The organism is Undibacterium sp. Ji49W (assembly GCF_049340205.1).
Classification (GTDB): Bacteria; Pseudomonadota; Gammaproteobacteria; order Burkholderiales; family Burkholderiaceae_D; genus Undibacterium.
The window spans coordinates 123,069-149,558 of the sequence record NZ_JBMPOW010000008.1; the positions used below are offsets into that span (position 1 = coordinate 123,069).

Here is a 26,490-nt window from a genome sequence, read left to right on the forward strand (position 1 = left end):
TTCTTTCCTCTCAACTAAATTGGCCTTATGCTGGCAAGCGCTCGAATTGACGCGTATCGACCTGGGCTTTTTCTGGTTCATGCCACGGATCAGATTCACCCTCCAGCGCAAACAGCAAGCGCTGGTACAGGTCTTTGCGACGCTCGTCATCTTCGAGGATGATTTTCTTCACATAGTCAAGACCGACACGGTCCAGGTAATGCACGGTGCGTTCCAGATACCAGCCTTCTTCGCGATACAGTTGCAGGAAAGCGCCGGTATATTCCATGACTTCTTCATGCGTCTTCAGTTTCACCAGGAATTGCGCGACTTCGGTTTTGATACCGCCATTGCCGCCCACATAAATTTCCCAACCAGAATCGACGCCGATCACACCAACGTCCTTGATACCGGCCTCGGCGCAATTGCGCGGGCAACCGGATACGGCCAGCTTGACCTTGTGCGGTGAATACATGCGCGCCAGTTCTCGTTCCAGCTGCTGCCCCATGAGGGTGGAATTTTGCGTACCGAAGCGACACCATTCACTGCCCACACAGGTTTTTACGGTACGCAAGCCCTTGGCATATGCCAGGCCTGATGGCATGCCCAGGTCTTGCCACACGGCGCGCAAGTCTTCTTTCTTCACGCCCAGCAAATCGATACGCTGGCCACCGGTGACCTTGACTGTTGGTATATTGAATTTATCGACGACGTCGGCAATCCTGCGCAATTCGCTGGCATTGGTTTCGCCGCCCCACATACGCGGGATGACGGAATAAGTACCATCCTTCTGGATATTCGCGTGTGAACGTTCATTGATGAAACGCGATTGCGGATCATCCTTGGCTTCACGCGGCCATGTGGAAATCAGGTAGTAGTTAATGGCCGGACGGCAACTGGAGCAACCATTCGGTGTGCGCCATTCCATGAATTCCTGTACGCCTGCAACAGTCAGCAGCTTGTTGGCCTTGATTGCATCGCGCACTTGCTGGTGGCTATGATCAGTGCACGAGCACATGGGTTTGACTTTTGAAGCCGTTGAATAATCACCACCGGCGGTGAACATGATGATCTGCTCTACCAGCCCGGTACAGGAACCGCAGGATGCCGATGCCTTGGTATGCTTGCGTACATCATCCAGCGTGAACAGACCTTTTTCCTTGATGGCCTTGACGATGGTGCCTTTGCAGACGCCGTTGCAGCCACAGACTTCGGCCTCATCCGGCATGGCGGCGGCTTTGGTGTGGCCTTCATGACCCACGTCGCCGGTATTCGATTCACCAAACATCAGCGAATCGCGGATTTCAGCAATATTCTTGCCTTCGCGCAGTAGTTTGAAATACCAGCTGCCATCCACGGTATCGCCGTACAGGCAGGCACCAATCAGCTTGTCATCCTTGACAACAAGCTTCTTGTAGACGCCACCTATGGGGTCAGACAGGATAATTTCTTCGGTATCTTTACCGCCCATGAATTCACCGGCAGAAAACAGATCGATGCCAGTCACTTTCAGTTTGGTGGATGTGACTGAACCCTGGTAACGACCAATACCAAAATTCGCCAGATGATTGGCGCAGACCTTGGCCATTTCGAACAAAGGTGCGACCAGACCGTACACCGTGCCGCGATGGTTCACGCATTCACCGACGGAATAAATACGCGGGTCATAGGTCTGCATGGTGTCATTGACGATGATGCCACGATTGCAGTACAGACCGGCTGATTCTGCCAGTGCCGTGTTAGGGCGTATGCCGACAGCCATGACGATCAGTTGCGCCGGAATTTCCAGTCCATCGGTAAAGCGTATGGATTTCACATGGCCATTTTCATCACCGGTGATGGCCTCGGTATTTTTTTCAAGCAGAAAATTCAGGCCACGGTCTTCCAGGGATTTTTGTAACATCTTGCCTGCAACAGGATCCAGCTGACGTTCCATCAACCATCCAGGCAGATGCACGACTGAGACGCTCATGCCGCGCATTTTCAAGCCATTGGCTGCTTCCAGGCCCAGCAGGCCGCCACCGATGACGACAGCGTGCGTATGCTTTTCTGCCGCCTCTATCATGGTATTGGTGTCGTAGATATCACGGTAGGCAATCACGCCCTTGAGGTCTTTGCCAGGTACCGGCAACATGAAAGGAGTGGAACCAGTTGCCAGCAACAAACGGTCGTATTCGGTCTGGGTGCCGTCTTCGGCAATCACGATGCGTTTGTGACGATCGATTTTGGTGATTTTTTTACCGAGATGCAGGGTGATATTATTTTCTTCATACCAATCGACATCATTGAGCATGATGTCCTTGATGGTCTGCTCGCCCGCCAGCACCGGTGACAACAGGATGCGGTTGTAATTGGCATAGGGTTCTGCACCAAAAACGGTAATGTCGTACAAATCCGGGGCAATCTTGATCAACTCTTCAAGGGTACGCACACCTGCCATACCATTCCCGACCATCACTAGCTTTAATTTCTTCATGGCTGCTCCTTTGCATGTCTCCACGGTTTATAAGCAAGAGCAATGCCAGTTCGAAATTTTCGCTTAGCCAAGTTTCCCGCTTTATTCTGTACGCACCAATAAAACCATATATAAAATAGCTTTGCACAGGTAAAACCAACAAATAATCAATCAGCATGATGAGTAATGCCACTTGCTGAAGCGTGATATGAAAAACCTATTTTTTACAAAAAATAAATTGGCCAAACTGGTGCATTGCACCATTTAATTTACCTGACGCACATTTTTTGCACATTTCGTTCTGCTGCAAGCAAGTAAACAGCCCATTTCCTGCACGATTTCATGGCACGGCACTTGCAAGTGGCATGCTCGTTCATCATTGGAGCGATCATGCAAAAAACATCATTCTGGAAAGCAGGCCATCCGCCGACACTGCTAGCGGCTTTCTTTTACTTCGATCTGAGTTTCATGGTCTGGGTACTGCTGGGTCCGCTGGCGATACAGATATCCAAAGACCTTGGGCTGACCGCCGCACAAAAGGGTCTGATCGTTGCTACGCCATTGCTGGCCGGTGCATTGTTGCGCATCGTGATGGGTATCCTGGTCGATCATCTGAAACCCAAAAAAGCCGGTCTTATTGGTCAGGTCGTGGTGCTGGCAGGTCTGTGCTGGGCATGGCTGGGCAATATACATACGTATGAACAGTTATTATTTCTGGGTGTGATTTTAGGTGTGGCAGGCTCTGCGTTTGCGGTTGCACTGCCGTTGGCGTCGCGCTGGTATCCGCCAGAGCATCAGGGCACGGCGCTGGGTATTGCCGGTGCGGGTAATTCCGGCACTGCTTTTGCTGCCCTGTTTGCACCAGCACTGGCGATTGCCTACGGCTGGTCGAATGTGTTTGGACTGGCTCTGATTCCATTGATAGTGGCACTGATTGTCTACCTGATTTTTGCCAAGGATGCGCCGGGTGAAACACCCAGCAAATCAATGGGTGAATACCTGGCCGTGCTGAAGGATAAGGATGCCTGGTGGTTCATGTTCTTCTACAGTGTGACATTCGGCGGTTTTTCTGGTCTGGCATCGTCGCTGACCATTTATTTCAATACTCAGTATGGCCTGTCGCCGATACACGCCGGTTATTTCACGGCTGCCTGCGTATTTGCGGGTTCACTGGTGCGTCCGTTTGGTGGTCGTATTGCAGATCGTATTGGTGGTATCAAGACACTGTCGGTGATGTACACCGTTGCTGCCGCCTTCCTGTTTATAGCTGCGACTGGCTTGCAGTCATCCGTGGCTGCCGTGGTCGTCTTTGTGATCGCCATGCTGGCACTGGGTACCGGCAATGGCGCCGTGTTCCAGTTGGTGCCACAACGGTTCCGCAAAGAGATGGGCGTCATGACCGGTCTGGTGGGTATGGCCGGTGGTGTCGGTGGTTTTTACCTGGCGGCCAGTATGGGTTATTCACGCCAGATCACCGGCAGCTATCAGCTGGGTCTGTCAATTTTTGCTGGCCTGGCAATTGTCGCCCTGCTCGGTTTATCATTGGTGAAGAAACGCTGGCGCACCACCTGGGGTTCTGCCGCCATGACCACCGCCAAAATCTGATCACCTGAGGCTTATCCCACACCATGCCACTCATCGTCACTACCGGCTATCAGTCTGTCGCAGGCGTGCGTAGCCGTAATGAAGACTTTGTCGGCATGGTCACGCCGGGCGAACCGGAACTGTCAAGCAAGGGCATGATATTGGCCGTTGCTGATGGTGTATCCGGCAGTGAGGGCGGACGCGAGGCAGCTGAATATGTCGTGCGCGGCTTGCTGACCGATTACTACGCCACGCCGGATACCTGGGAAGTCACCACGGCGCTGGAAAAAGTCGTGGTCGCCATGAATAGCTGGGTACAACAGCAAGGCTCGGTCAGACGCGAGCTGGCTGGCATGGCCACCACCCTGACCACCCTGGTGCTGCGTGGGCGCATGTATTACAGCGCCCATGTCGGCGATACCCGCTGCTATCTGCTGCGTAATGGCAACTTGCAGAAGTTGACTCAGGATCATGTCTGGGACAGGCCGGAAATGCAGCATGTGCTGACGCGTGCGATAGGCCTGGATTCTCACCTGGTGATAGACCATGGTATGGGTGAACTGCGTGCCGGTGATGTGTTCTTGCTGGCCAGTGACGGTGTCTGGGCTGCCATCAGCGAATATGACCTGAATGATTTTCTGCAACAGGTCAGCACCCAAAGCCTGAGCCCGGATCTGGCCTGTACTGGCCTGTGCGAAGCCGCCATGAAAGCAGGCTCACAAGACAATTGCAGCGCCCTGGTCGTGCGTGTCAATGAATTGCCGGAAGGCGATTTGCGCGACGCCATTACTGAATTGCATGTCCTGCCCGTACCACCCCGCATGAAACCTGGCCAGACGCTTGATGGCTACGTGATTGATGAAGTCATGCATACCTCGCAGACCACGCTGCTGTACCGCGTGACCGATCCGGTACATCATCGCAAGCTGGTGCTGAAGACCCTGCACCCCGACCGCGCTACAGATGCCCAGGAACGTTCTGCCTTTGCGCATGAAGCCTGGCTGGCAAAACGCGTGGTCGCCCGCTTCTTCCCCCAGGTGATCACGCCCGAGCAAAGAAATTACCTGTATTACCTGTCTACCTGGCATGCTGGCGATTCGTTGCAAAGACGGCTGGATGCAGGGCAACACTTTACCGTGCCCGAAGCCGTCGTCTGTGGCGGCAAACTGGTGCGTGCCGTCGGTGCGCTGCACAGACGCAGCATCTTGCACCGGGACATCAAACCCGCCAATGTACATCTGGGTGACGATGATGAAATCCGCATCCTCGATCTGGGCGTGGCGCAGTCCGGCTTTGACAGCAAGGACAGTTCACCAGCCAGCAATTTCAATCTGGCAGGCACGCCCTCTTTTCTGGCACCAGAACAATTCCAGGGGGAACCGCCGTCAAGAGCGACGGATATCTACGCCACTGGCGTGACCCTATATTACCTGCTGACCCGGCATTATCCCTATGGTGAGGTCGAACCTTTCCAGCGCCCAAAATTTGGTGAGCCGGTGACGCCGGGTCGTTATCGCCCTGACTTGCCACACTGGCTGGAAAATGTCTTACTGAAAGCAGTTGCCCGCGACCCGCAAGATCGCTTTGAAACGGCAGAAGAATTTCTGCTGGCACTGGAACGCGGTGCCGCCCATCCCCTGCCTGCTCCCAGCATCAAGCCGCTGGCCCAGCGTGACCCTCTATCACTGTGGCGTGCGCTGGCCATCATCTCCATCGTCGCCAATCTCTTGCTGGTATATCTGCTGATTGCACGTTAAGCGAAACACTGTTCGCGTCCGTGGCATGATGCATACTGCAACTGTTTGTTGGAACTGACTCATAAATAAACGTGAGTGTGAACAATGATATTGCCCTCATAATTAATAGTGTATTAACATTGGGCAGATATTCACTTGTAGACTGCCCTTGCCATGCGTAACAGCCTTGACCGCCTGATACATATACTGCGCCTGCGCCGCATAGGCGTAAGGCTGGCGCTCAGCTATGCCTTGCTGCTGGGCTTGTTCACTATCGTCCTGTTGTTGCCAATCTCACAAATTCGCAAAATGACAGCGCAAAGCGAGAAATTTTCCAGCAAGGAAATACAAAGCCTGCTATATGTACAGGAACTCAGTTTATCCACAGAAAATGTCGGACGTGCCCTGCTGCAATTGCTGACCGTTCCCTATGAACAGCGCATACCCGAATATGCCGCCGTCGATGAAAAAAACCGTCAGATTGACAAACTCATCAGCGCCCTGGAAACCACGCTAAGCGATGATGAACAATTGCAGAACCTGAAGAACCTCAAGGAAAAGCGCAATATTTACCAACAAAACTATCTTGTCACCGTCAACCAGCTCGAAGATGAAGGACAGGAAGCTGCCAAATCCACCTTTCTGAAGCAAGTGCAGCCAGCGCTGGGCAATTTGCTACAGGAATCAAAAACTTTCCTCGACCGTGAACAAAAACTGATACAACAACACCAGGCCGAAGCCCAGCATGACCTGGAACACACCGGCATGATGGTGGCATTGCTGTCGAGCTTTGCGGTATTGGTAGCAGCGCTGCTGGCCTGGCTGACAACACGCAGTGTGGTGCGGCCATTGGCGCGGCTACAGGCCAGTGCCCTGCGAATTGCCAACGGCGACTACCAGACGCGCGTCATTCCCGGCAAGACCGAAGAAGTGGCGCGGGTAGGCGAAGCTCTGAATGCCATGGCCAGCGCTATCGGCATACGCGAACAAACTGTCGAGCACCTGGCGTATTACGACCCCCTGACCGATCTGCCCAACCGCACCTTCCTGCTGAAAACCCATGACGGCAAAGGCGAGCCCCACCAGGGCCTGCTACTGATGGATCTGGCGCGCCTTAAAATCATCAATGAGACCTTAGGTTTTGATACTGGGGATACCGTCATCTACGACGTAGCCACACGCCTCAAATCAGTAGTCAGCCAGGACAATGGCGAGCGCAAACCCTGGCTGGCAAGACTGGCTGGCGGTGCCTTTGCCATCCTGTGCTTTGATACCAGCAAAAGCGCCATGGAAAACCTGCATCAGCGTATTGATGCTGTCATGGCCGAACCGGTCAAGTGTGCCCAGCATTCTGTCGATGTCAGCCTGGTGTACGGCCTGGCCATCACCATCGACACTGCATTGCCCTTGATGACCCTGATACGCAATGCCGAAGTGGCGCTGTATGCGGCCAAGCGTAGCGCCAGTGCAGCAGCCTGGTACACCGATGCGCAAGAAGCTTCACGTCTCAGTCATTTAAGTCTGCTGTCTGATCTGCGTTCTGCCGTCAGGGATTCTGAATTGCAAATGTGGCTGCAGCCCAAACTGCATCTGGTCGATGGCAAGGCCTATGGCTTTGAAGCGCTGGTGCGCTGGCAGCACCCGACCCGTGGCTTTATTTCACCGGCAGAATTTGTTCCCTTTGCCGAACGCACCGGCTATATCAGCATGCTGACCATGTGGATGCTGGAAAAAGCCATCACCACCCTGCTCGGCTGGCAACAGCATTATCCGCAGCAAACCATTGCCGTCAATGTCAGCACCCATGACTTGCGCGATACCAGTTTTCCAGACCAGATCGCCGCACTGTTGCAGCGCCATGCCGTCAACCCGGCCTTGCTGAAACTGGAAATCACCGAAAGCGGTATCATGGAAGACCCCGACAGCACCATACTGCTGCTCAAGCGCTTGCGCGATATCGGGCTCGATTTATCGATTGATGATTTTGGTACCGGCTATTCTTCGCTATCCTATTTGCAGCGCCTGCCTGTCAGCGAACTGAAGATAGACCGCAGCTTTGTGACCAATATCAATGCCCTGCCCATTACACAGAGCCTGGTCAAGGCCATCATCTCCATGGGCCATGGTCTGGGGCTGAGCGTGATTGCAGAAGGCATAGAAACTGCCGCAGAACGCGAAACCTTGCGTATGCTGGGCTGTGATTCCATGCAGGGCTATTTTGCCAGCAAGCCTCTGTACGGCGAAGCCCTGCAAACATGGTTGTCCAATTTACCGGCGAACTGAGCGATTCCCATGCAAGCACCTGCCCTCCCTCACGATGAAGCCATACGCCTGCAGACACTACAGGCCTGTGCCATCCTCGATACTCCGGCAGAAGAACGCTTTGACCGGCTGACGCGGCTGGCAAGACATCTGTTCCAGACGCCGATTGCCCTGGTGTCACTGATAGATACCGACCGGCAGTGGTTTAAGTCACGTCAGGGACTGGATGCAACACAAACACCCCGGGATATCTCGTTTTGCGGCCACGCCATCCTGTCGCAGGATGTCTTGTATGTGCCAGATGCCAGGCTGGATTTGCGCTTTTCTGACAACCCGCTAGTCACAGGCAAACCCAATATACGTTTTTATGCCGGTGCACCACTGCGGGCCAGGAACGGCCAGAGGCTGGGCACACTGTGCATCATAGACAGCATGCCAAGAACCCTGAGCCAGGATGACATCATCGCCCTGCGCGATCTTGCCGATTGCGTGGAACATGAATTCTCAAGGGAAGAACAACAGCGCCAGCACCATGCCTTGCTGGCATTGACAGAAATTACCTCGCTGTCATATCAAGACCCTGAAAACCTGTTACGACAGGCACTGGAAATGGCCTGTGATTACCTGGGCATCGGTACCGGGCATATCGTTAAAGTAGAAGACGGAATGTGTGAAATCGTCTTGCGACAATCCGGAGATGACCGTTTTCACGAAGGCGAAAAAATCCCGCTATCCGATTCGTTTGCGTCACTGACGGTGAACAGCAATACCGTCTTTCATATCGCGGATGTATTCAACAGTCCTTATCAGCATCACCCCGGCTATACACAACTGGGTGTGGTCAGCTATATTTCTGTCGCACTGTACATGAATGAGCGCCAATATGGGACCCTGAATTTTTCTGACGTGCATGCACGCCTGTTCCCATTTTCAGATGTGGAAATTGAATTCGTGCGTTTGCTGGGCGACTGGGTGAGCGGTGTCCTGAAACGCCAGGAACTGGACAGCCAGTTACAGCAACAGCGCATGCTGAGTGACGCCATCGCCCAAACCCAGGCCTTGTTCATCAGCGAAAGTGATCAGGAAAAAGGCTTTGAATCCCTGCTGGCCGCGACACTGAACCTGACTGGCAGCGAATGCGGTTTCATCAACGAAGTCTTGCACGACAAGCAGGGTGAGATCGTCCTGAAATCGACCGTACTGGCCTGGAATACCAACAATGAACTGACCGTTGGTACGCCTCTGGTACAGGATGTGCAAGACCAGATCTCGCAACATTTGACGACACTGTTTGGCATCCAGAAAAATATCACGCAAGCCACACTGCTGCAAACGCCAGCGCTGACAGAACTTGGCATCATCTTTCCTGAACACCTGAGGCCGCTTAGAAATTTCCTCGGTATTCCCGTTCATTACGATGGCGAGCTGATTGCCATCGTCGGTATTGCCAATCGCCAGCATGACGCAAGCGCCGATGATGCGTTGATCGCCTTTATCAACCCGCTGTTCAGCACACTGGGACAATTAATCAGTGCCGCCCGCGTACAAAAGCACAGATATGAAACAGAACGTCAGTTGGCGAATGTCATCAAGGGTACCAATATCGGCACCTGGGAATGCAATATCGTTACCGGCGAAACGATCTACAACGAACGCTGGGCAGAAATGCTGGGGTATACACTGGCGGAACTCAGCCCCACCACGGTAGATACCTGGCTTAATCTGTGTCACCCGGAAGACCTGAAGCTGACCAGTGCTTTGATCGAACAGCACTTCCGTGGCGAGATCGAGTATTTTGACCTCAAAAGCCGCATGCGACACAAAGACGGCCGCTGGATCTGGATACATGATCGCGGTTGCGTAGTCAGTTGGAGTCCTGATGGCCAGCCACTGATCATGTCGGGTAGCCACGCCGACATTACCACGCAAAAAGAAGCCGAAGCGGAACTGGAACACGCACTTGAATTATTGGAAAAATCAAATGCCGCCGCCCGCATAGGTACCTGGGAACTGGATGCGCAAACCCGGGAACTGCACTGGAGTAAAGTCACACGGCAAATCCATGAAGTGGATGAAGATTTCAGTTGTACCGTAGAACATGCCATCAGTTTCTACAAGAATGAACACTATCAGCAAAAAATAACCCAGATGGTGGGCGATGCCCTGCGTGAAGGCAAGGCCTTTGATACCGAACTGTGCATCATCACCGCACGCGGCAATGAACGTTGCGTGCATGTCATCGGCTTCCCGCAGTTTGAAAACAATGTCTGTCTGCGTCTGTACGGTACCTTCCAGGACATCAGCGAAAGAAAGGCTGCCGAAGAATCCCTGCGCGAGCATGCCACCCAGACCAGCACCATTGTTGACAATGTACTCGACGGCATCATCACGCTGAATGAAGATGAATACATACTCAGCGTCAATAATGCCGCTGCCAATATTTTTGGCTATACCATTGATGATCTCCCTGGCCAGCATATCCGCCAACTGATGCCGCAGGCATTTATCGATCTGTCAGATGCCCCTGTCACACCTGCTGAAATTACACAGGCATCGGGCAAAGAAGAACTGCCCGTCCAAGTAAGCGGCGTCAAAGACATCATAGGCATAGGTCGTGAAATCACCGGACGCAAAAAGGATGGCAGTCTGTTCCCGCTTGATGTATCCATGTCTGCCGTCAAGCGTCAGGGCAAACCGCTGTACATAGGCCTGATGCGCGATATTACTGAACGCAAGCGTATCGAACAGATCAAGAATGAATTTATCTCTACCGTCAGCCATGAACTGCGCACGCCACTGACATCCATCTCTGGCGCACTGGGCCTGATATCGGGCGGTGCACTTGGCAGCTTCCCGGATCGTATCCAGCAGATGCTGGACATCGCGATTAAAAATTGCCTGCGTCTGACTTTCCTTATCAATGATTTGCTGGATATGGAAAAACTGTCGGCAGGTAAAATGGTCTTCCATTTCCAGACCGTGCCGCTGTCTGATGTATTGGCACAGGCCATAGAATCGAACCAGACTTTCGGTGCGCAACGCCACGTGTCGCTACGTCTGGCGCATCCGGTTCCGGCCGTCAGTATATCGGTGGACACACAAAGATTCATGCAGGTACTGTCCAACCTGTTGTCCAACGCCATCAAATATTCGCCAGAAAACGGCACGGTAGACATTACCGCCATCGCCAATGAACGCCGCGTGCGCATCAACGTGATCGACCATGGCGCGGGTGTGCCGAATGAATTCAGGGACAGGATATTTCAAAAATTCGCCCAGGCAGATTCATCAGATACACGCCAGAACGGCGGTACCGGTCTGGGTCTGGCGATTACCCGTGAACTGGTTGAAAGAATGGACGGCAATATCGGCTTTGAATCACGCCCCGGGCGCGGTGCCAAGTTCTATATCGACCTGCCCATTTCACATCAGGACCTGAACAACAGGAACTTGCACTGAAAGTAAGCGGCGAAGTAAGTGGCTAAGTAAGTAGCTTATAGCGCTGACCGTCAGAATTTTGTGTTTTGCGACCAGACTGGCAAGGCTTTAGCCTTTGTATAAAAAGTTTTCGTTTGCGCGATACACAATAAACCACTACCATAGAACTTGTTTTTTAAGCATCTGTCGTAGCGAACAAAAGCGGATGCTCCATGCTGGCGTGACATTACTCTGGGCGGGCCTGTCGATGAGTATCAAAAAGAATGTGCAATTCTATATTTATATCGCCTACTTCTTTACAGGCCTGATATTACTATTCGGTATTGCCATGGGTACCGTACAGTTCACACGCATGAGCAAGATCATCCTGGCCCAGGCTGACAGCAGTTATAGCCTGATAGGCAATGAAGTCGCCAGCAATGTCAAAGACATTTATGAGCCGGTCAAAAACCAGACCGAGATACTGGCACAATCCCATCCTATTTCTGGCAAGAACCTTAATGAGCGCTTAGCCCATGTCAATTACCTGGCCAAATCCATCATCAGCGTTAAATCTGCTACGTCGGCTTATGTAGGTTTTGCTGATGGTGAGTTTTTTCTGTTGCGCCAGTATGCCAAATCAAATGGCAATAATGAGGTATTCAAGGCACCAGAAAAAACAGCATGGATAGTACAGAGTACCAGTCTGGAGACGGGCAAGATGCTGGAGCATGTCGTCTATCTGGATGACAGGCTCAATGAAATCAGCCGTCAGCAAATCCCCCTGCGCAATTATGATCCGCGTCAGCGAGGCTGGTATGAAAACGCCATGAAAAACCCCGACATGGCCAATGTATCTGAACCATATTACTTCTTTACCACTGGGCAAATAGGCGTCACCTATGCACAAAAAATTGTCGGTGTGGATGCCGTCGTCGGCATAGATATAGAACTGCCCACCATCCATGAAACCATCAAGAACAGCAGTGTCACGCCATCCACCAGTATTGCCCTGATAGACCGCAAGGGTCAATTACTGGCCTGGAAAAACGGCAAACAAGCCACTTATAAACCGCAAATCGTCACCAAACTGGATGGTACGCAAAGCATGCCCACCCTGGCAGAACAGGATGCGCCAGTACTGAACAAGGTGCGGGAACTCACCGGTAGCGCTGGCAGTATCAGCCAGACGCTGGATGTCATGGGACAAACCTGGGCCACTTATCAGGCCAATATACAAATCCCGGGTGGTCAGGATTTGCACATACTGATCGCCAGCCCGCATCATGAACTGCTGGCTGATGTGATCAAAATGCGCCAGCAAACCATCATGCTGTTTTTGGTGATGCTGGTGATAGGTGTGGGCGTCACCATTTATTTCTCGCGCCTGGCATCCAAACCGCTGAAGCAATTGAATGACGAAGCCAGCAAGATCGCCCGTTTCGATTTCCAAAGCCCCATCAACATCCAGTCACGCATCAGGGAAATTGCTGATCTGACGCATTCCATGCGTGGCATGAAAGCGACCATACGTTCCTTCATCGATATTGCTGGCAGTCTGGCATCAGAAACCAATTATGACAAATTGCTGGCGCGGGTATTAAAGGAAATGTCGGAAATTACCGATGCAAAATCCGGTATCCTCTACCTGTATCAGCCACAAGACCAATCCATGCAAGTGGTGCAGGTTTATGTTGACCACCAGGTGCTGGAAAGCGATGCCCAGCGCATTGCCATGGACGATGAAGAGCATCCCGTCATCCAGGCATGCAAATCGCGCAGCAGCATCTGCCAGTTGCAGGTGGCAGACTTACCGCGCTTTTTCAGCGCACTGCCCGCCACCAACCACGTCACCACGCTGATTGCCATTCCTTTAAAGGACCGCAATAACATTTTAGTCGGTGCGATAGCCCTGGTGATTGATGATGCAGATATTGATCCCGGCAGACAAGCCATGGCAGAGGCCGTATCCGGCGCCGCTGCGATAGCCATAGAAAACCAGCGCCTGATACAGGAACAGAAAGCCCTGCTGGAAGCCTTCATACAATTAATTGCCAGCGCCATCGATGCCAAAAGCCCCTATACCGGTGGCCACTGCCAGCGCGTGCCCGTGCTGACCAAACTGTTGGCCCAGGCCGCCTGCAAGGAAACCGAAGGCACGTTTGCCGGCTTCCAGCTCAACGACGCCGAATGGGAAGAACTGCACATCGCTGCCTGGCTGCATGACTGCGGCAAGGTTACCACTCCCGAATACATCGTCGACAAGGCAACCAAACTGGAAACCCTGTACGACCGCATCCATGAAATTCGCATGCGCTTTGAAGTCTTGAAACGTGATGCACAAATCGACTACTGGCAAGCAGTGGCAAATGACAGTGCCGGCAATGATGCGGCAGAACTCAAGAAAAAACTGGACGACACCATCGCCCAGCTGGATAGCGATTTTGCCTTCCTGGCGGAATGCAATGAGGGCGGCGAATTCATGGCCCCCGACAAAATCGCCCGCATACAGGGTATCGCCGGACGCCAATGGCTAAGAACCCTGTCTGATCGCATCGGCATTTCTCACGATGAAAAAGAACGCAAGAACCGCACAACAGAACCCGCACTGCCTGTGCAGGAACAACTGCTGAGCGACAAGACCGAACACATTTTCACCAGATCACCGCGCGACACGATCGCCGCAGATAATCCCTGGGGCTTCAAGGTCAAGGTGCCACAACACCTGTATAACCGTGGCGAAGTGTATAACCTGACCGTGGCACGCGGCACCCTGTCAGAAGAGGAACGCTACAAGATCAACGAACACATGATACAAACCATCATGATGCTGGAAAAGCTACCCTTCCCGCGTCACCTGGCCAAAGTGCCAGAAATTGCCGGTGGCCACCATGAAAAAATGGATGGCACCGGCTACCCAAAACGCCTGACCGGTGCAGACATGAGCATCCCCGCGCGCATGATGGCCATAGCCGACATCTTCGAAGCCCTGACAGCAGCCGACCGCCCTTACAAGAAAGGCAAAACCCTGTCAGAAGCCATCAAGATCATGAGCTTCATGAAAAAAGATCAGCATATAGACGCAGAATTGTTTGCCCTGTTTTTGAGGTCTGGCGCTTATCTCGAATACGGGAAAATTTTCATGAATCCTGAACAGATTGATGAGTTTGATATACGCGCTTACCTGTGAGCAAGGCAATAGATAAACATACCATCACGTCATTAGAGCTCATTTCATACGTACCCATACTCATTTTGCAGAGTTGCCGCGACAGGCTTTGCATCTCAATCTAAAAATGCATCCAGTGCCGCTGTCGGTTTTCCAGTGTTATCAAAAGCACCGAAGGAATAGCCTTTCCAGTTTTTATAGGCTTGCGCTTCCCAGTAGATCACTCCCAGGCCTTGGTTCTGACGGACAGAACGGACCTTGGCGATAACATCACTCAAAATGGCTTTCGCCTGCGGGTGATCCCAGGGTGCGCCGACTTCGGTCACCATGACCGGTACCTGATAACGGTCTGTCATATCATTCAAATTGGCAAGGCAGGCATTGTTTGCTGATTGCCAGGTGTGACCAGGGGCTTCCAGTGGATATGACGACGCACCGATGACATCAAACTTGCCGCCATGTTTTTTCAAACCATCAAAAATCCAGCGAAACCCTTCGTTATTATGGCAATTGGCCAGATGCACGATGACCTGGGTCGCAGGAAAAACCTGCTTGACGGCATCGTAGGCTGCTGTCGTCAACTCCGCATAATTTTTCATGTTGCCGGCAGATTTGGAAGGACGTGCACTGTCCCACAGCATGCCGTCATTGGTTTCGTTGCCGACCTGTACCCATTCGGGTGTAATGCCTGCATCACGCAGGGCAAGCAAAGTCGCCGAGGTGTGTTGCGCGATATCTGTGCGCAGTTCAGCAATACTGTGTTGACTCCATGCTGCTGGTTTGGTCTGGTGTGCCGGGTCCGCCCAGGTGTCGCTGTAATGGAAATCGATCATGATGCGCATACCGGCCTGTTTTGCCCGTTGCGCCTTGGCCAGTACATCTGGCAAGCCATTCCAGCCATCGACAGGGTTCACCCATACCCGCAAACGCACGGCATTCATGCCCTGTTCTTTTAAAGTCAGGAAAATATCCTGCCTGACGCCTGCCTTATTAAAAAATTGGTAGCCGGATGCTTCCATTTCTGACAGCCAACTAATATCTGATCCTTTGGCAAAGACTTGTGTCGCTCTTGCTTGTGTCTGTGTCTGTGCCTGACCATCAGACACATTTTTTATCTTGCCCACATCTGACAAACTTTGTGCACTGGCGTTGGTACAAACCATCAGCGCCAAACATATTACAGAAAAAAAATGATCGAATTTCATGAACTGATAAAAATGATATGAATGCAAATCTGTCAAAAAGAAAGGGCGATTTGCATCGCCCTTCTTCTCAAGCAATTACATCTTGTAAGTAAGTCCCAAATTAAAACGACGGCCAAATTCGGTCACTTCTTGTTGGTATGGATTATTTGCACTGGTATACACGACTTTCTGGTTCGTCATATTGTCGATACCAAATCGCACTTGCAACTGCGGTGTGATCTGTTTGGACAAATTCAGGGTCAGGTAAGTCTCGGCACCATTGAGTATCAACTGACCGGCAGCCCAGGTCGGATTGCGCACGAAGGCACTATGGTAGTTGGCAGAAAGCCGTGCTTCATATCCGGCTTTTTCGTACCAGACAGTGATGCCGCCATTGTGTTTCATCAAACCTTCGATAGGGAAAGGATTCACGGAAGGCATATTTTCCTTGATGTCACTTTCTGTGTAGGCATAATTACCATGCACACCTAAGCCATCAAATGGCGCAGGCAAGCCGGTAAATGCCTGCTGATACACAAGTTCCAGACCTTTGACATTGCCACCGCCACCATTCACCGAACGCGTGATCAGCGCACTGCGGCCATTGATGCTGGTCTTGTCTTCCGTAATGCCTATATAGCGTGATACCTGTTTATAGAACACGCCAGCCGATGCCAAACCACCTTTGGCAAAATACCATTGATAAGCCAGGTCCAGTTGATTCGACATCATTGGTTTCAATTCCGGATTACCGGCATTGCCTGTCAAAGGCTGTACAGGATTGGGGTCGACATTCAAATTACGTGAAGCACGCATTTCATCCAGCGGTGCACGTGACATGGCACGCGCCAAACTGAAACGTACCTGCTTTTCCTGTTTGTCGTCCATCGCAAATATCAAATTCAGGCTGGGCAATACCTCGGTATAAGAAGTGCCACCCTGCACTGGTGTCGGCGCTGCGCCACTCAATGACTGCATGCCTTCGCCAGTCTGGCTGGTATGCACGATACGCACGCCGGCATTACCGCGATACCCTGTTCCCATAACCGTACCATCAAGGTCAGCCTGCGCATAGAGTGAAGAGCTACGCTCTTTGACTTTCCAGCCCGACAGTAAATCATTCTGCGTTTGAGGGCGACCGTTAGCACTGAATACATTCGGACCAAAGGCGGCGAAAGAAGACGCATCAAAATTTTTCAATGCAATGAATGGCGCAAAACCGTCAACGCGTATGGTTTCATATGCCGAATCAGGTATCGTTCCTGTTGGGGATGCGCTCCATGTCGTTTGGTTATACGATTTTTCGCGGTCCGTAAAGCGGGCGCCAAACTTGATACGGCTTACCGCACCCCAATCAACACCACGGGCAGCATTCAGATGCAAGCCATTCAATTCATCCTTCAAGTGGCCGTCAGTATCCACATACATCGTTGGCGCACCAAATGCTGTCGGATTTCCTGAATCCTGCCCCAGGCTGTAAACCTGACGGTCATCCCCGGTAAACGACCATGTGAGTGTGCTATTGTTTTTTGCAAACAGGCGCAAGTCACGCCACTGGCTATCACGTTTCGCACGCGATGTTGATAAGTCTGTCTCTACCTTCCAGTCGCCTATCGTAAATTTGCCATTGATACCGCCAGCCACATTGCTATTGTCTTGCACCCACTTATAGTCATTGGTGGTCAGGCCGACGTCTTTTACTGTCGCGCCCACCACATAACCATTGCGGATATCGATGTTGCTGTAATTGGCTTTTTGCCAGCCATCCCAGTTACCGACATCGCCGGTCCAGTGCTGTAAACCCGGTTCATTAATGGCTGCTTTAGCATAATAAACGTCACCGGTAATCAAGGCATTGGGGCTGGCCTTCCATTCGACTTTGCCCAACAGGCTGGTACGTTTATCTGTACCGCGTTTAACATCATCACCAAAGCCCCAGGGCGTTTTATCAACCTTGCCATCGCCATTCAAATCTGCTGAATGATCTTCGTTAAAACCCCAATGTCTTATATTTTTTTGGAGCGAAGGCTGGTCCTGATAACTGAAAGCCAGCGCAACGCCCAGGGTATTATTATTGAACTGGTCGATATACACGCCACCCACACGTGGTGTTTTACTTTTTGCACCGGGGATTTGATCGCCCATAGGATAATACAAGGCGTCTGCCCTCAAAGAAATCTGGCGATCCTTGAATTTCAGTGGCTGTACTGTCTGCAAATCAATCGTTGTCGCAATACCGCCTTCTGTAATTTCAGCAGATTGTGTTTTGTAGACGGTTGCACCGCTTAAAGATTCTGACGGGAATTGTTCAAAACGCACGGCACGGGCCGGTTCAGTGGATGCCAATTCACGACCATTGAGTGTCGCGCCAATAAAGCGCGGGCCCATGCCACGCGCCACGATCTGACTTGCATTGCCACGATCCAATCCTGACGACAGGCCAGGCAGGCGTGCCAGTGATTCTGCGATGGTGGTATCCGGCAATTTACCTATATCTTCTGAAGCAATGGCTTCTATCATGCTGTTGGATGCTTCTTTGCTTGCGAGTGCATTGCGCACCGAAGCACGGATGCCACTCACCGTAACCTGTTGCACTTCATCGGTTGCTGGTTTTTCCTGGGCAAAGGCTGTGGCACTGATTGCTGGCATCACGAACAAGGCGTGAATCATCCAGCTGATTTTCTTTTGCTTCATTTTGTCTCCTGATTTTTTTATAACACTGCCGGGTTAGCGGCAGGATGTAACTCTTTCTAAGTTCCAGAGTTTTTTAACCCGCTTCATCCATCCGAATAAATAAGTCCCCTATTGATGAAATGAGTTTCAATCATCTTATTGATCGAATTCATTGCAAGCTAATGAATTATTTCGCGAATACTATGTGAAATTCATATACCTGATTTTGCAGCTATGAATTCGTTTGAAATGGTCGTACGACCACTGTTGGGAAAATGCTTAAAATTATTTAGTAGGACTTACGCGAAACCACCCCAGCTGCGTTGCAGCAACTTGCCGTACTAAAGTACTGTCTGCGTCGCTGACGCCTTGCTGGGGCGGTTTTGCGTAAGTCCTATTTAGAAATCATTTCAACGCGGGCAAATGAAAACCAATCAGCATGGCCCGGACATCCTTGCTTTCAAAGTCCGAAATCAGCGCGCACGGCGGCCTGGTTTTGGCGCGTCATCAACACGCCATTGGTGAGCGTCACCGGTGGTGGCAATTTGTTTTCTGTAATCCATTTATACATATTCATTGTCGTTTCATAGCCATGGCGTTTGGAACTGATCAGGACGCTGCCATAAAACGCAGTGGGGTTGGGTTTGGCAAATTCATTCAGGGCGGCCTTGCTGCCACCAATGCCGATACCAATCACGGCGTCGTTGCGTAATCCCCGGCCTTCGGCTGCACGTACCGTGCCCAGCACGGCTTCATCATTCAAGCCAAAGACCACCCAGTGTTTGAATCTGGTCTGTTTTGTGAACACGATGTTGGCAGCATTGAAGGCACTTTCTGTATCTGTCTTTGCCTGTGCAGCGTCGAAGACATTAGCGGCCGGAAGACCTGCTGCCTTGAGTGCATCTGCCGCACCCATCGTGCGTTGTTGCGCAGTCGGCAATTGATCAAATGCCAGACGCATAGCGCCAACTTCAGACAGCACCCATCCACGTGCCTTGATTTCATTGAGCAGACCTTGCCCAACCTGCTTGCCAATGTCGTAGCCAGAGATACCCATGTGCGGGATAGAGCTGATTGCTTTACCGCTACCGTCTATAAGTTGATCATCAACCGAGATCACTTTCAGGTTATGGCGCTTGGCCGTGCGCTCCACCGCCATACCCAGCTTGACATCTGGTGCGCAAATGACAAAACCCTGTGCCTTTTGCGCAGCAAGATTGTCAATCGCCGCCATCATTTTTTCACCATTGGGAACACCGATCTTGACCAGGGTAAAACCCTTTTCGCGGGCAGCCTGCTCTGCATAGTGCCATTCGTCCTGAAACCACGGTTCTTCTGCCTGCTTGACCAGGAAACCGATTTTTACCGGATCAGCAGCAAGTACTAGCGAACTCGCAGCAAGCGTGCAAAAAGCAGCCGTCAGCGCACTGCCAAGCAGACGGGACCAGATAGTTCGTGCCTTGTGTTTTTTCATGATTGTCTCTTATTTATTTTTTAAATTTTTTGAATCACTGAAGCACTACCCTTGTCACCATCATCAGAAAGCATATCAGGCACGCCAATAACAGTAGTCATCGGCATGCCTCGATAATTTACTTAGTACTCAAACGCAATTGATAGACAGGGATAACACGCAAATTGCGCAGGCTTGCGATTTGCGTCTGTCCATCAAACTGAGGGCGGTGCTCTTTGGGTAAATAAATCGGAGCATCAGAGCGCAATGGCAACACGTTCAGCGTCAGCCCCTGATCCAGGGACGCACCGAGCGACTTCAAATTGATTTGCCATTTCTGGCCGTTGTAGTACCAGTCATCCAGCATACGGGTGCCAGAAAACAATCGTCCGATATCACCTACAAAATCAATTTCCAGCAAGGCATCATCCAAACCTTTTAGTTGTGCTTTTGGTGCCGATATCTGCCAGGTCGCAGCATGACTGAAATGTTCAGGAATGGGCTGCATGGCTGCCTTGGCCAGGCCACCTATCATTACCGCTGGCATTTTTCGTGCTGCCCTGGTCTGCTTGATACTGACATCAGCATTCAATTTTGGAAAATGCGCTTCAAATACCTGAAACACACCGTCATTCGCTACGGCAGTCAGTGCCTGATTGGCTGCAGGTTTTTTGGCAAGAGCGGGGTAAATCGCTACCCTGAAATTTTCCTGTCCGGCAGACCGCAACTGCAAGCTGCCCGCATCAAAATAGGCATCCTGTTCACTCATGACCAGGCGACGCTGACCACCCAGCACGCCAATACTCAATTGCTGCACCTGTTCTGGTGCCAATACCAGAATCGTCACTGGCTTGGAGCCGGGGCGATTGATCGTCAGCGTTGATGATGTTCCTGGTGTGATCTTATCGAGAACAATGCGATTAGCTTGCTTGCTCAACCTGGCAGATGGGGCATTCAGGTATGCTGCCACATCAGCATTAAACGCCAGTTCCACAGGTATGCCCCTGGCGGCAGAAAACACATACAGCACGCCATCTTTGCCATTGTCCAGCCGGGCTACCGGCTGCGCTGTGGCGTAGTTCAACAGCGTGCCATCAAGATCAAAATTAATCGGCCAGATGAAATAACTGCCGTCGGCCACGTCAACACCCTGCTGCGGGAAAACCAGTGTTTCATGCGGCAACTTGACAGAAAACTGCAAGCCGGATTGCAAGGGCATCGCATATTGGCGCACATGGTTGTTCACGAACAGGAAAGCGCTATCGCCCTTGCTTCTTACCGAGAAACGTGGGGTAGTCAATTCCTGCGCTGATGCAGGCACCAGTTCCGGCTTGCGTACTGTCATCGGTGCCAGGCGGGCGCCGAAATCATGCAAGAAATAATGGAATGGGCGCAAGCGCGTCAGTACAGGCCGTTGCTGGCCATCAGGCCCCAGAGGCGCATTAAAGTCATAGGTAATCTTTGGCGTATCGTTGTAGCCGCCACTGAGCGTGCTTTCTTCCATCGATGGCTGGCTGACAGGGTTGCGCCCGCCGTGATACATGTAGTAGCCCATCAGGTTCACACCAGAACCCAGCTGCACCGGCAACATGGATGCAATATCGTCTGGCGACACCAGGGTGCGGCGGCGATACATGGCGGGCAGGCCTGCGCCATATTCGGCACCCAGGAAAGGCGTGAGTGCGATGTCGGTTTCTGCGGTACCAGGCGCTGTGGCTGCTGTTTGCGCGCCCAGATCACCACTGACACGGCTATCAAAACGGAAAGCATACGTTTCCTTGGGCGGTAATTCCTTGGTGCTGACGCCCCAGGGTTCATCCGGGTAACCACCAAATACCGGCGTTACTTCCCCCGACGGATAAACGGTACCATCCCAGCCTGTCACCGTATATAAGGGAACATCCATCCCCGCTTTCAGCGCCAGGCGTTTGAGTGCCAGGATATGCCCCTCCCCTTCGCCAGGCCCACGCAAATTGTATTCGTTTTCCAGCTGGACACCGATGACAGGGCCACCGTTTTTCCACAACTGTCCTTGTACCTGCTGCCCGATCTGTGCATACAGACGTTCGACAAATTGCATGTATTGCGGGTCATCCCCACGCGTTGGCATGGCATCTACAACCCAGTCTGGTATGCCGCCAAAACGGGCCTCTGCATGTGCCCATGGGCCAACACGCACGACGACATTCAAACCAACTTTGCCGCACAATTCAATAAAGTGCCGCAAATCGCGGTTACCCTTCCAGTTGAACTGGCCTTCACGCTCTTCATGATGATTCCAGATCACATAGCTGGCGACGATATCAATGCCGGATGATTTCATCTTGCGCAATTCGGCTTCCCAACTGGCTGCCGGGCTGCGTGAATAATGGAACTCCCCCATCACGGGCAACCAGGCTTGGCCGTTGCGCGTCAGGTACTGATTGTTTGCACCCAGACGTTCGCCCGCAGGGGATACTGCCGTACCCATTTTAAGATGACCTGATACCGGATCCGGCGTCAAACCGCTGGCATCTATCTTCAACAAACTAGCCGCTTGTGCCTGTGAACATGCCAGCCAGAGTGTGCACAAGGCAAGCGCAATTTTTGTTCGCTTGCCAGCTTTGGAAAATGTTTTTTTGACTTCGTTTTGTCTCGTATTATTTTGCATTACCATTTCCTGGTTGTTGTCGTTGTTATCGTTGCTACTACCGTTATCGTCGTTATTTTAGGTATTGATGCGTATGTACCAAGCCATTGAAAAGCCCTGGTAAATACAGTCGTCAGCGCACCAACTACCACTTCCTGAGCAGTCGATACATAATCAACTTGATGATTTTCATGACGAAATAACGTAATTATTGAAGTAATGAGTGTATGGCGGCAGGTCCAATTCAAAATATGAATAAACTACGACTAAGTATATGAATTTGGAATATCAATACCAGATACAAATATAATATCTGCATGTATTTCCGGACAACACATTATGAATATGGCTGCCCCCTTTGCTTAAAAAACCACCTTATGTAAATCAATCAGTCCTAAAATCGCGAGAAGGATAAGCTAAATTTCAAGCTATATTGCAAAGTTGAAACGGCAAGCTGAATGGCAAGCTGAATTGCAAGCTTAAACACAGACACAGATCAAGCTCAGATCAAAACCTGTCGTCATGCATTGATACCTTAGTTGTTCCTCAACAATCTGATCTGAAGGGATTGGCGTGAAAGCAATGTTGACCGTTTTGGCAATTTTGTTAACACTGGGATTGTGCGCGGCTGTCAGGGCCCAAACCCCATTGCATATTGCGCGTATTGAAAAAATACCAGATCAGTTCGTCGGCGGTGAAATTCTCAGGGTCGTCTACAAACGCCTGAATATTCCTATGGAACTGGTTGATCGCCCGGCAAAAAGAGCACTCATGGAATCAAGCGCTGGTGTACTGGATGGCGAAGTACAAAGAAACATCCATGTCGAAAGCCAATACACCACGCTGAAGGCAGTGCATCCCGCCATCAACTATATTGAGCCCTCTGTATTCTCAGCGAAATATCAATTCGAGGTCAAAGCCTGGGACGACATCAAGGACTATCGTATCGGCATCGTACGAGGAGTTGGCACATCAGAAGATGGCACCAGGGGGATGAAAAGCGTGTACATGGCAAACAACCTCGAACAACTCATGATCATGCTGTCAGAAAATCGCATGGATGTTGCCGTATCAGACGCGTTTAGTGGTATGGTTGCAATCAAAAAACTACACTTGGAAAACAAAATCCACTTACTGACACCACCTCTACAAAAAATCGAGATTTATCATTTTCTGCACGAAAAACATAAAGACCTGATACCCAAAGTCGAGCAGGTCATCAGAAGCATGCAAGCCAGCGGCGAACTGGAAAAATTGCGTAAACAAATTACCGAACAATACCTGAGCCAGACAGATACACATCCATAATCACTTATTCAGCCCAACAATGAAAAAAAGCATAAAAATCAGCCTCGCTATTGTAGTCATCCTGGCCATCACTATCTACACCCAAATCACCATCTTTGTCGTGCCGCCGATTGGCTTGCTGCCCGAGGGCAAGACCGTCATCATCACCCGCTTTGAAAAAACCGCATTCATTGACAGCCCCGATGCCATGTGCGAAAGAATACAGGATGGCGTCAGCCTGTTTTGCCGCGGCATGATGATGGGTAGCGTCATCAAAAATTCCAAAATCCTCTTGCGCCTGCCTTATAGCCCATGGCTGTACAGTATATCCACCGGTGGTAAAACCTACGACCGCTAGCAGCCTAGATATGCCACAGGTAAGTGGAACCGAAGGCTATGCAGAAGCCGCTGATTTCCTGATCGATAAATGGCAGGCAATTTCTTTCGCCGACCAACATGCGCCGGTCATGCATCTGATACCGGTAAAGCCATGCAAGGTTCTTGATGTGGGTGCAGGCATAGGAACCGACGCTGCCGCACTTGCCGCCATGGCCCACACGGTCATCGCCGTTGAACCAATAAAAGAATTCCGCAACGCTGGTATCGCCCTGCATGACTCAGACCATATCGAATGGCTGGATGACAGCCTGCCTGATTTATCGATAGTGTGCGAGAGGAATGAGCGCTTCGACCTGATCATGCTCAGCGCAGTATGGATGCATCTGGACGAGCAACAGCGGACACAGGCCATGCCCAAACTGGCATCGCTATTGAATGAATCCGGCCTGTTGATCATGTCCCTCAGACACGGCCCCGTTCCACATGGGCGGCGCATGTTTGAGGTGTCTGCGGTAGAGACCATACAGCTCGCCGCCGCTGAAGGACTGGAGACGATACTGAATGTGCGGACGGAGTCTGTTCAGGAAGGGAATCGGAATAGTGGGGTGATGTGGACGCGGTTGGGGTTTTTTAAGTCTTGCTGACTGGAATAAAATCGGACAGCATGAGCTTGCCAAATTCTTCAAGCAAGGCTTTTTCGGCATTCATAAAAGCACTGTCAAGAACACTGGTGACTGCCTGTTCTACCGGACAATCAGGGTGATCATCTGCTGCACCAATGGCGTAAATTGCTGGGCGGTCAAGTGCCAGATAGATGTCAAACACACTGACTTTCTTCAGATCCACAATGATTTCCCAGCCACCGCCTCTCCCCTGCGTGGAGCGTACATAGCCAGCATTTCTCAAACCCGACATGGTGCGTCTTACGACGACCGGATTGGTTTTGAGCATTCTCGCAATGTCTTCTGAGGTAGCAGCCCCCTGCCGACCATAGATATGTATCAGCACATGTAGCATGCGCGCCAGTCGGTAATCGAGTCTCATTTTTTTGTCCATGCCAATAAATTGATACGATATCGTAACATATGGAGTTGCGATAAATTTTTTTGCGTGATATCGTAACTTCAAATATTGCAATATAAGGAAATTACTGTGCCGTTTCCCAGCACGAATGAAAATGCAGTGCAATTACCACACCTTTTGGAGTGCTTATGACTAACTTGACATATCGCCAGGTGCAAGCGAATGGCATCACAATGAATGTTGCAGAACAGGGTGAGGGGCCACTTGTTTTGTTGTGCCATGGTTTTCCTGAGACGTCTTATGCCTGGCGGCACCAGATTCCGGCACTGGCGGCTGCCGGATATCACGTTGTCGCACCGGACCTTCGTGGCTATGGTGGATCAGACAAGCCAGCCAGAGTAGATCAATATACCTTGATGCATCTGGTGGGCGATATGGTCGGGCTTCTCGAAACCCTTGGTGCTAAAGACGCCGTGATCGTTGGAAATGACTGGGGAGCGACACTGGCATGGCAGGCAGCACTGATGAGACCCGACCGTTTTCGTGGCGTGGTTGGAATCGGCGTGCCGCTGATGGGACAGCCACCCATGCCACCGACTAAATTATTTCCACAAACGGCCGGGGAACTGTTTTATACCCTGTACTTTCAGGATGAAGGCGTGGCAGAGAAGGAATTTGAAAAAGACATCGCAATCAGCTTACGTAAAATACTCTGCACAGCATCCGCCACAGCAAGAAGTGATGAGCCAGGACAGACCGCAGCTAATCCCTTCAGTATGGTTTCGCGTGCCAATGGCTTACTTGCATCACTGCCTTTATCTCTGAATTTACCGACATGGCTCTCACAAGCTGATCTGGATGAATATGTCAAAGCGTACGCCATCAGCGGCTTTCGGGGCGGTTTGAATTTTTACAGAAATCTGGATAGAAACTGGGAATTACAATCTGCATTGACGGGCATGCGGGTAAATGTACCTGCATTATATATCGCAGGTGAGGCAGATCCAGGTTTGAGCATGCCAGGCATGGAAGAGATAATCGCAAACATGCCTGCAATGGCACCTATGTTACGCGATTGTATAAGGATACCTGGGTGTGGCCATTGGGTGCCACAAGAAAAACCTGAGGTCGTCAATAAAGCGATTATTGATTTTTTGCGTAAGCTTTAAATAGCAAAAATTTCCACTTTTCGCCATTACAGCTCACAAAAACAATGCTCGCTGTAAAACTGGTTCAGATCTAATATCTTCCAGTTTTGCAGCGAGTATCGCTTCAAATCCTGCAAAAATCATTTCAGATG

The 26,490-nt window shown here is 51.1% G+C and carries 15 protein-coding genes; 9 read left to right on the forward strand and 6 right to left on the reverse strand.

Annotated elements, in window-relative coordinates; all coding sequences use genetic code 11:
• Positions 1 to 25 precede the first annotated feature (25 nt).
• Complete coding sequence (gene nirB / locus ACO0LK_RS11805; RefSeq protein ID WP_422975247.1) at positions 26 to 2,455, reverse strand: nitrite reductase large subunit NirB; 2,430 nt, start codon at positions 2,453 to 2,455, stop codon at positions 26 to 28.
• 369 nt (positions 2,456 to 2,824) lie between these two features.
• On the opposite strand from nirB, the gene ACO0LK_RS11810 reads away from it, so the two are divergent.
• From ACO0LK_RS11810 to ACO0LK_RS11830, 5 genes are all read left to right on the forward strand, one after another.
• Positions 2,825 to 4,039, forward strand: a complete 1,215-nt coding sequence (locus ACO0LK_RS11810; RefSeq protein ID WP_422975249.1) for a nitrate/nitrite transporter — start codon at positions 2,825 to 2,827, stop codon at positions 4,037 to 4,039.
• A 23-nt stretch (positions 4,040 to 4,062) separates the two neighbouring features.
• Complete coding sequence (locus ACO0LK_RS11815) at positions 4,063 to 5,775, forward strand: protein kinase domain-containing protein (protein WP_422975251.1); 1,713 nt, start codon at positions 4,063 to 4,065, stop codon at positions 5,773 to 5,775.
• A gap of 153 nt (positions 5,776 to 5,928) precedes the next feature.
• Positions 5,929 to 8,037, forward strand: coding sequence for an EAL domain-containing protein (locus ACO0LK_RS11820; RefSeq protein ID WP_422975253.1), 2,109 nt, complete (start codon positions 5,929 to 5,931; stop codon positions 8,035 to 8,037).
• Between the two features lie 9 nt (positions 8,038 to 8,046).
• The gene (locus ACO0LK_RS11825; protein ID WP_422975255.1) at positions 8,047 to 11,475 is read left to right on the forward strand and encodes a PAS domain S-box protein; all 3,429 of its coding nucleotides are present in this window, start codon (positions 8,047 to 8,049) and stop codon (positions 11,473 to 11,475) included.
• 226 nt (positions 11,476 to 11,701) lie between these two features.
• The gene (locus ACO0LK_RS11830; RefSeq protein WP_422975257.1) at positions 11,702 to 14,623 is read left to right on the forward strand and encodes an HD domain-containing phosphohydrolase; all 2,922 of its coding nucleotides are present in this window, start codon (positions 11,702 to 11,704) and stop codon (positions 14,621 to 14,623) included.
• 95 nt (positions 14,624 to 14,718) lie between these two features.
• On the opposite strand, the gene ACO0LK_RS11835 is transcribed toward ACO0LK_RS11830, so the two are convergent.
• The 4 genes from ACO0LK_RS11835 to ACO0LK_RS11850 form a co-directional block, all read right to left on the reverse strand.
• Positions 14,719 to 15,765, reverse strand: coding sequence for a glycoside hydrolase family 53 protein (locus ACO0LK_RS11835; protein ID WP_422975466.1), 1,047 nt, complete (start codon positions 15,763 to 15,765; stop codon positions 14,719 to 14,721).
• Between the two features lie 117 nt (positions 15,766 to 15,882).
• Complete coding sequence (locus ACO0LK_RS11840) at positions 15,883 to 18,480, reverse strand: TonB-dependent receptor (RefSeq protein WP_422975258.1); 2,598 nt, start codon at positions 18,478 to 18,480, stop codon at positions 15,883 to 15,885.
• A 439-nt stretch (positions 18,481 to 18,919) separates the two neighbouring features.
• Positions 18,920 to 19,933, reverse strand: coding sequence for an arabinose ABC transporter substrate-binding protein (locus ACO0LK_RS11845; RefSeq protein ID WP_422975260.1), 1,014 nt, complete (start codon positions 19,931 to 19,933; stop codon positions 18,920 to 18,922).
• A 118-nt stretch (positions 19,934 to 20,051) separates the two neighbouring features.
• Complete coding sequence (locus ACO0LK_RS11850) at positions 20,052 to 22,562, reverse strand: beta-galactosidase (protein WP_422975262.1); 2,511 nt, start codon at positions 22,560 to 22,562, stop codon at positions 20,052 to 20,054.
• A gap of 552 nt (positions 22,563 to 23,114) precedes the next feature.
• Here ACO0LK_RS11850 and ACO0LK_RS11855 point away from each other — a divergent pair.
• Genes ACO0LK_RS11855 through ACO0LK_RS11865 form a run of 3 tightly spaced genes read left to right on the forward strand, consistent with a single transcriptional unit; the run spans position 23,115 to position 24,811 of the window.
• On the forward strand, positions 23,115 to 23,849 hold the full coding sequence (locus ACO0LK_RS11855) for a substrate-binding periplasmic protein (RefSeq protein ID WP_422975264.1): 735 nt from the start codon (positions 23,115 to 23,117) through the stop codon (positions 23,847 to 23,849).
• Between the two features lie 19 nt (positions 23,850 to 23,868).
• Positions 23,869 to 24,186, forward strand: a complete 318-nt coding sequence (locus tag ACO0LK_RS11860; RefSeq protein ID WP_186948056.1) for a hypothetical protein — start codon at positions 23,869 to 23,871, stop codon at positions 24,184 to 24,186.
• A gap of 10 nt (positions 24,187 to 24,196) precedes the next feature.
• Complete coding sequence (locus tag ACO0LK_RS11865; RefSeq protein WP_422975266.1) at positions 24,197 to 24,811, forward strand: class I SAM-dependent methyltransferase; 615 nt, start codon at positions 24,197 to 24,199, stop codon at positions 24,809 to 24,811.
• Here the strand turns inward: ACO0LK_RS11865 and ACO0LK_RS11870 are convergent.
• Complete coding sequence (locus tag ACO0LK_RS11870) at positions 24,798 to 25,211, reverse strand: Rrf2 family transcriptional regulator (protein WP_422975268.1); 414 nt, start codon at positions 25,209 to 25,211, stop codon at positions 24,798 to 24,800. The two genes, ACO0LK_RS11865 and ACO0LK_RS11870, sit on opposite strands and share 14 nt — an antisense overlap.
• Positions 25,212 to 25,423: 212 nt before the next feature.
• Here ACO0LK_RS11870 and ACO0LK_RS11875 point away from each other — a divergent pair, with 212 nt between their 5' ends.
• Entirely contained in the window at positions 25,424 to 26,359 is a 936-nt protein-coding gene (locus tag ACO0LK_RS11875; RefSeq protein ID WP_422975270.1) for an alpha/beta fold hydrolase, read from the forward strand.
• Positions 26,360 to 26,490: the final 131 nt, after the last annotated feature.

Bases quoted from the DNA above. Each gene is read 5' to 3' on its own strand.
- nirB (WP_422975247.1), bottom strand. From the start codon at position 2,455: ATGAAGAAATTAAAGCTAGTGATGGTCGGGAATGGTATGGCAGGTGTG.
- ACO0LK_RS11810 (WP_422975249.1), top strand. From the start codon at position 2,825: ATGCAAAAAACATCATTCTGGAAAGCAGGCCATCCGCCGACACTGCTA.
- ACO0LK_RS11815 (WP_422975251.1), top strand. From the start codon at position 4,063: ATGCCACTCATCGTCACTACCGGCTATCAGTCTGTCGCAGGCGTGCGT.
- ACO0LK_RS11820 (WP_422975253.1), top strand. From the start codon at position 5,929: ATGCGTAACAGCCTTGACCGCCTGATACATATACTGCGCCTGCGCCGC.
- ACO0LK_RS11825 (WP_422975255.1), top strand. From the start codon at position 8,047: ATGCAAGCACCTGCCCTCCCTCACGATGAAGCCATACGCCTGCAGACA.
- ACO0LK_RS11830 (WP_422975257.1), top strand. From the start codon at position 11,702: ATGAGTATCAAAAAGAATGTGCAATTCTATATTTATATCGCCTACTTC.
- ACO0LK_RS11835 (WP_422975466.1), bottom strand. From the start codon at position 15,765: ATGGTTTGTACCAACGCCAGTGCACAAAGTTTGTCAGATGTGGGCAAG.
- ACO0LK_RS11840 (WP_422975258.1), bottom strand. From the start codon at position 18,480: ATGAAGCAAAAGAAAATCAGCTGGATGATTCACGCCTTGTTCGTGATG.
- ACO0LK_RS11845 (WP_422975260.1), bottom strand. From the start codon at position 19,933: ATGAAAAAACACAAGGCACGAACTATCTGGTCCCGTCTGCTTGGCAGT.
- ACO0LK_RS11850 (WP_422975262.1), bottom strand. From the start codon at position 22,562: ATGCAAAATAATACGAGACAAAACGAAGTCAAAAAAACATTTTCCAAA.
- ACO0LK_RS11860 (WP_186948056.1), top strand. From the start codon at position 23,869: ATGAAAAAAAGCATAAAAATCAGCCTCGCTATTGTAGTCATCCTGGCC.
- ACO0LK_RS11865 (WP_422975266.1), top strand. From the start codon at position 24,197: ATGCCACAGGTAAGTGGAACCGAAGGCTATGCAGAAGCCGCTGATTTC.
- ACO0LK_RS11870 (WP_422975268.1), bottom strand. From the start codon at position 25,211: ATGAGACTCGATTACCGACTGGCGCGCATGCTACATGTGCTGATACAT.
- ACO0LK_RS11875 (WP_422975270.1), top strand. From the start codon at position 25,424: ATGAATGTTGCAGAACAGGGTGAGGGGCCACTTGTTTTGTTGTGCCAT.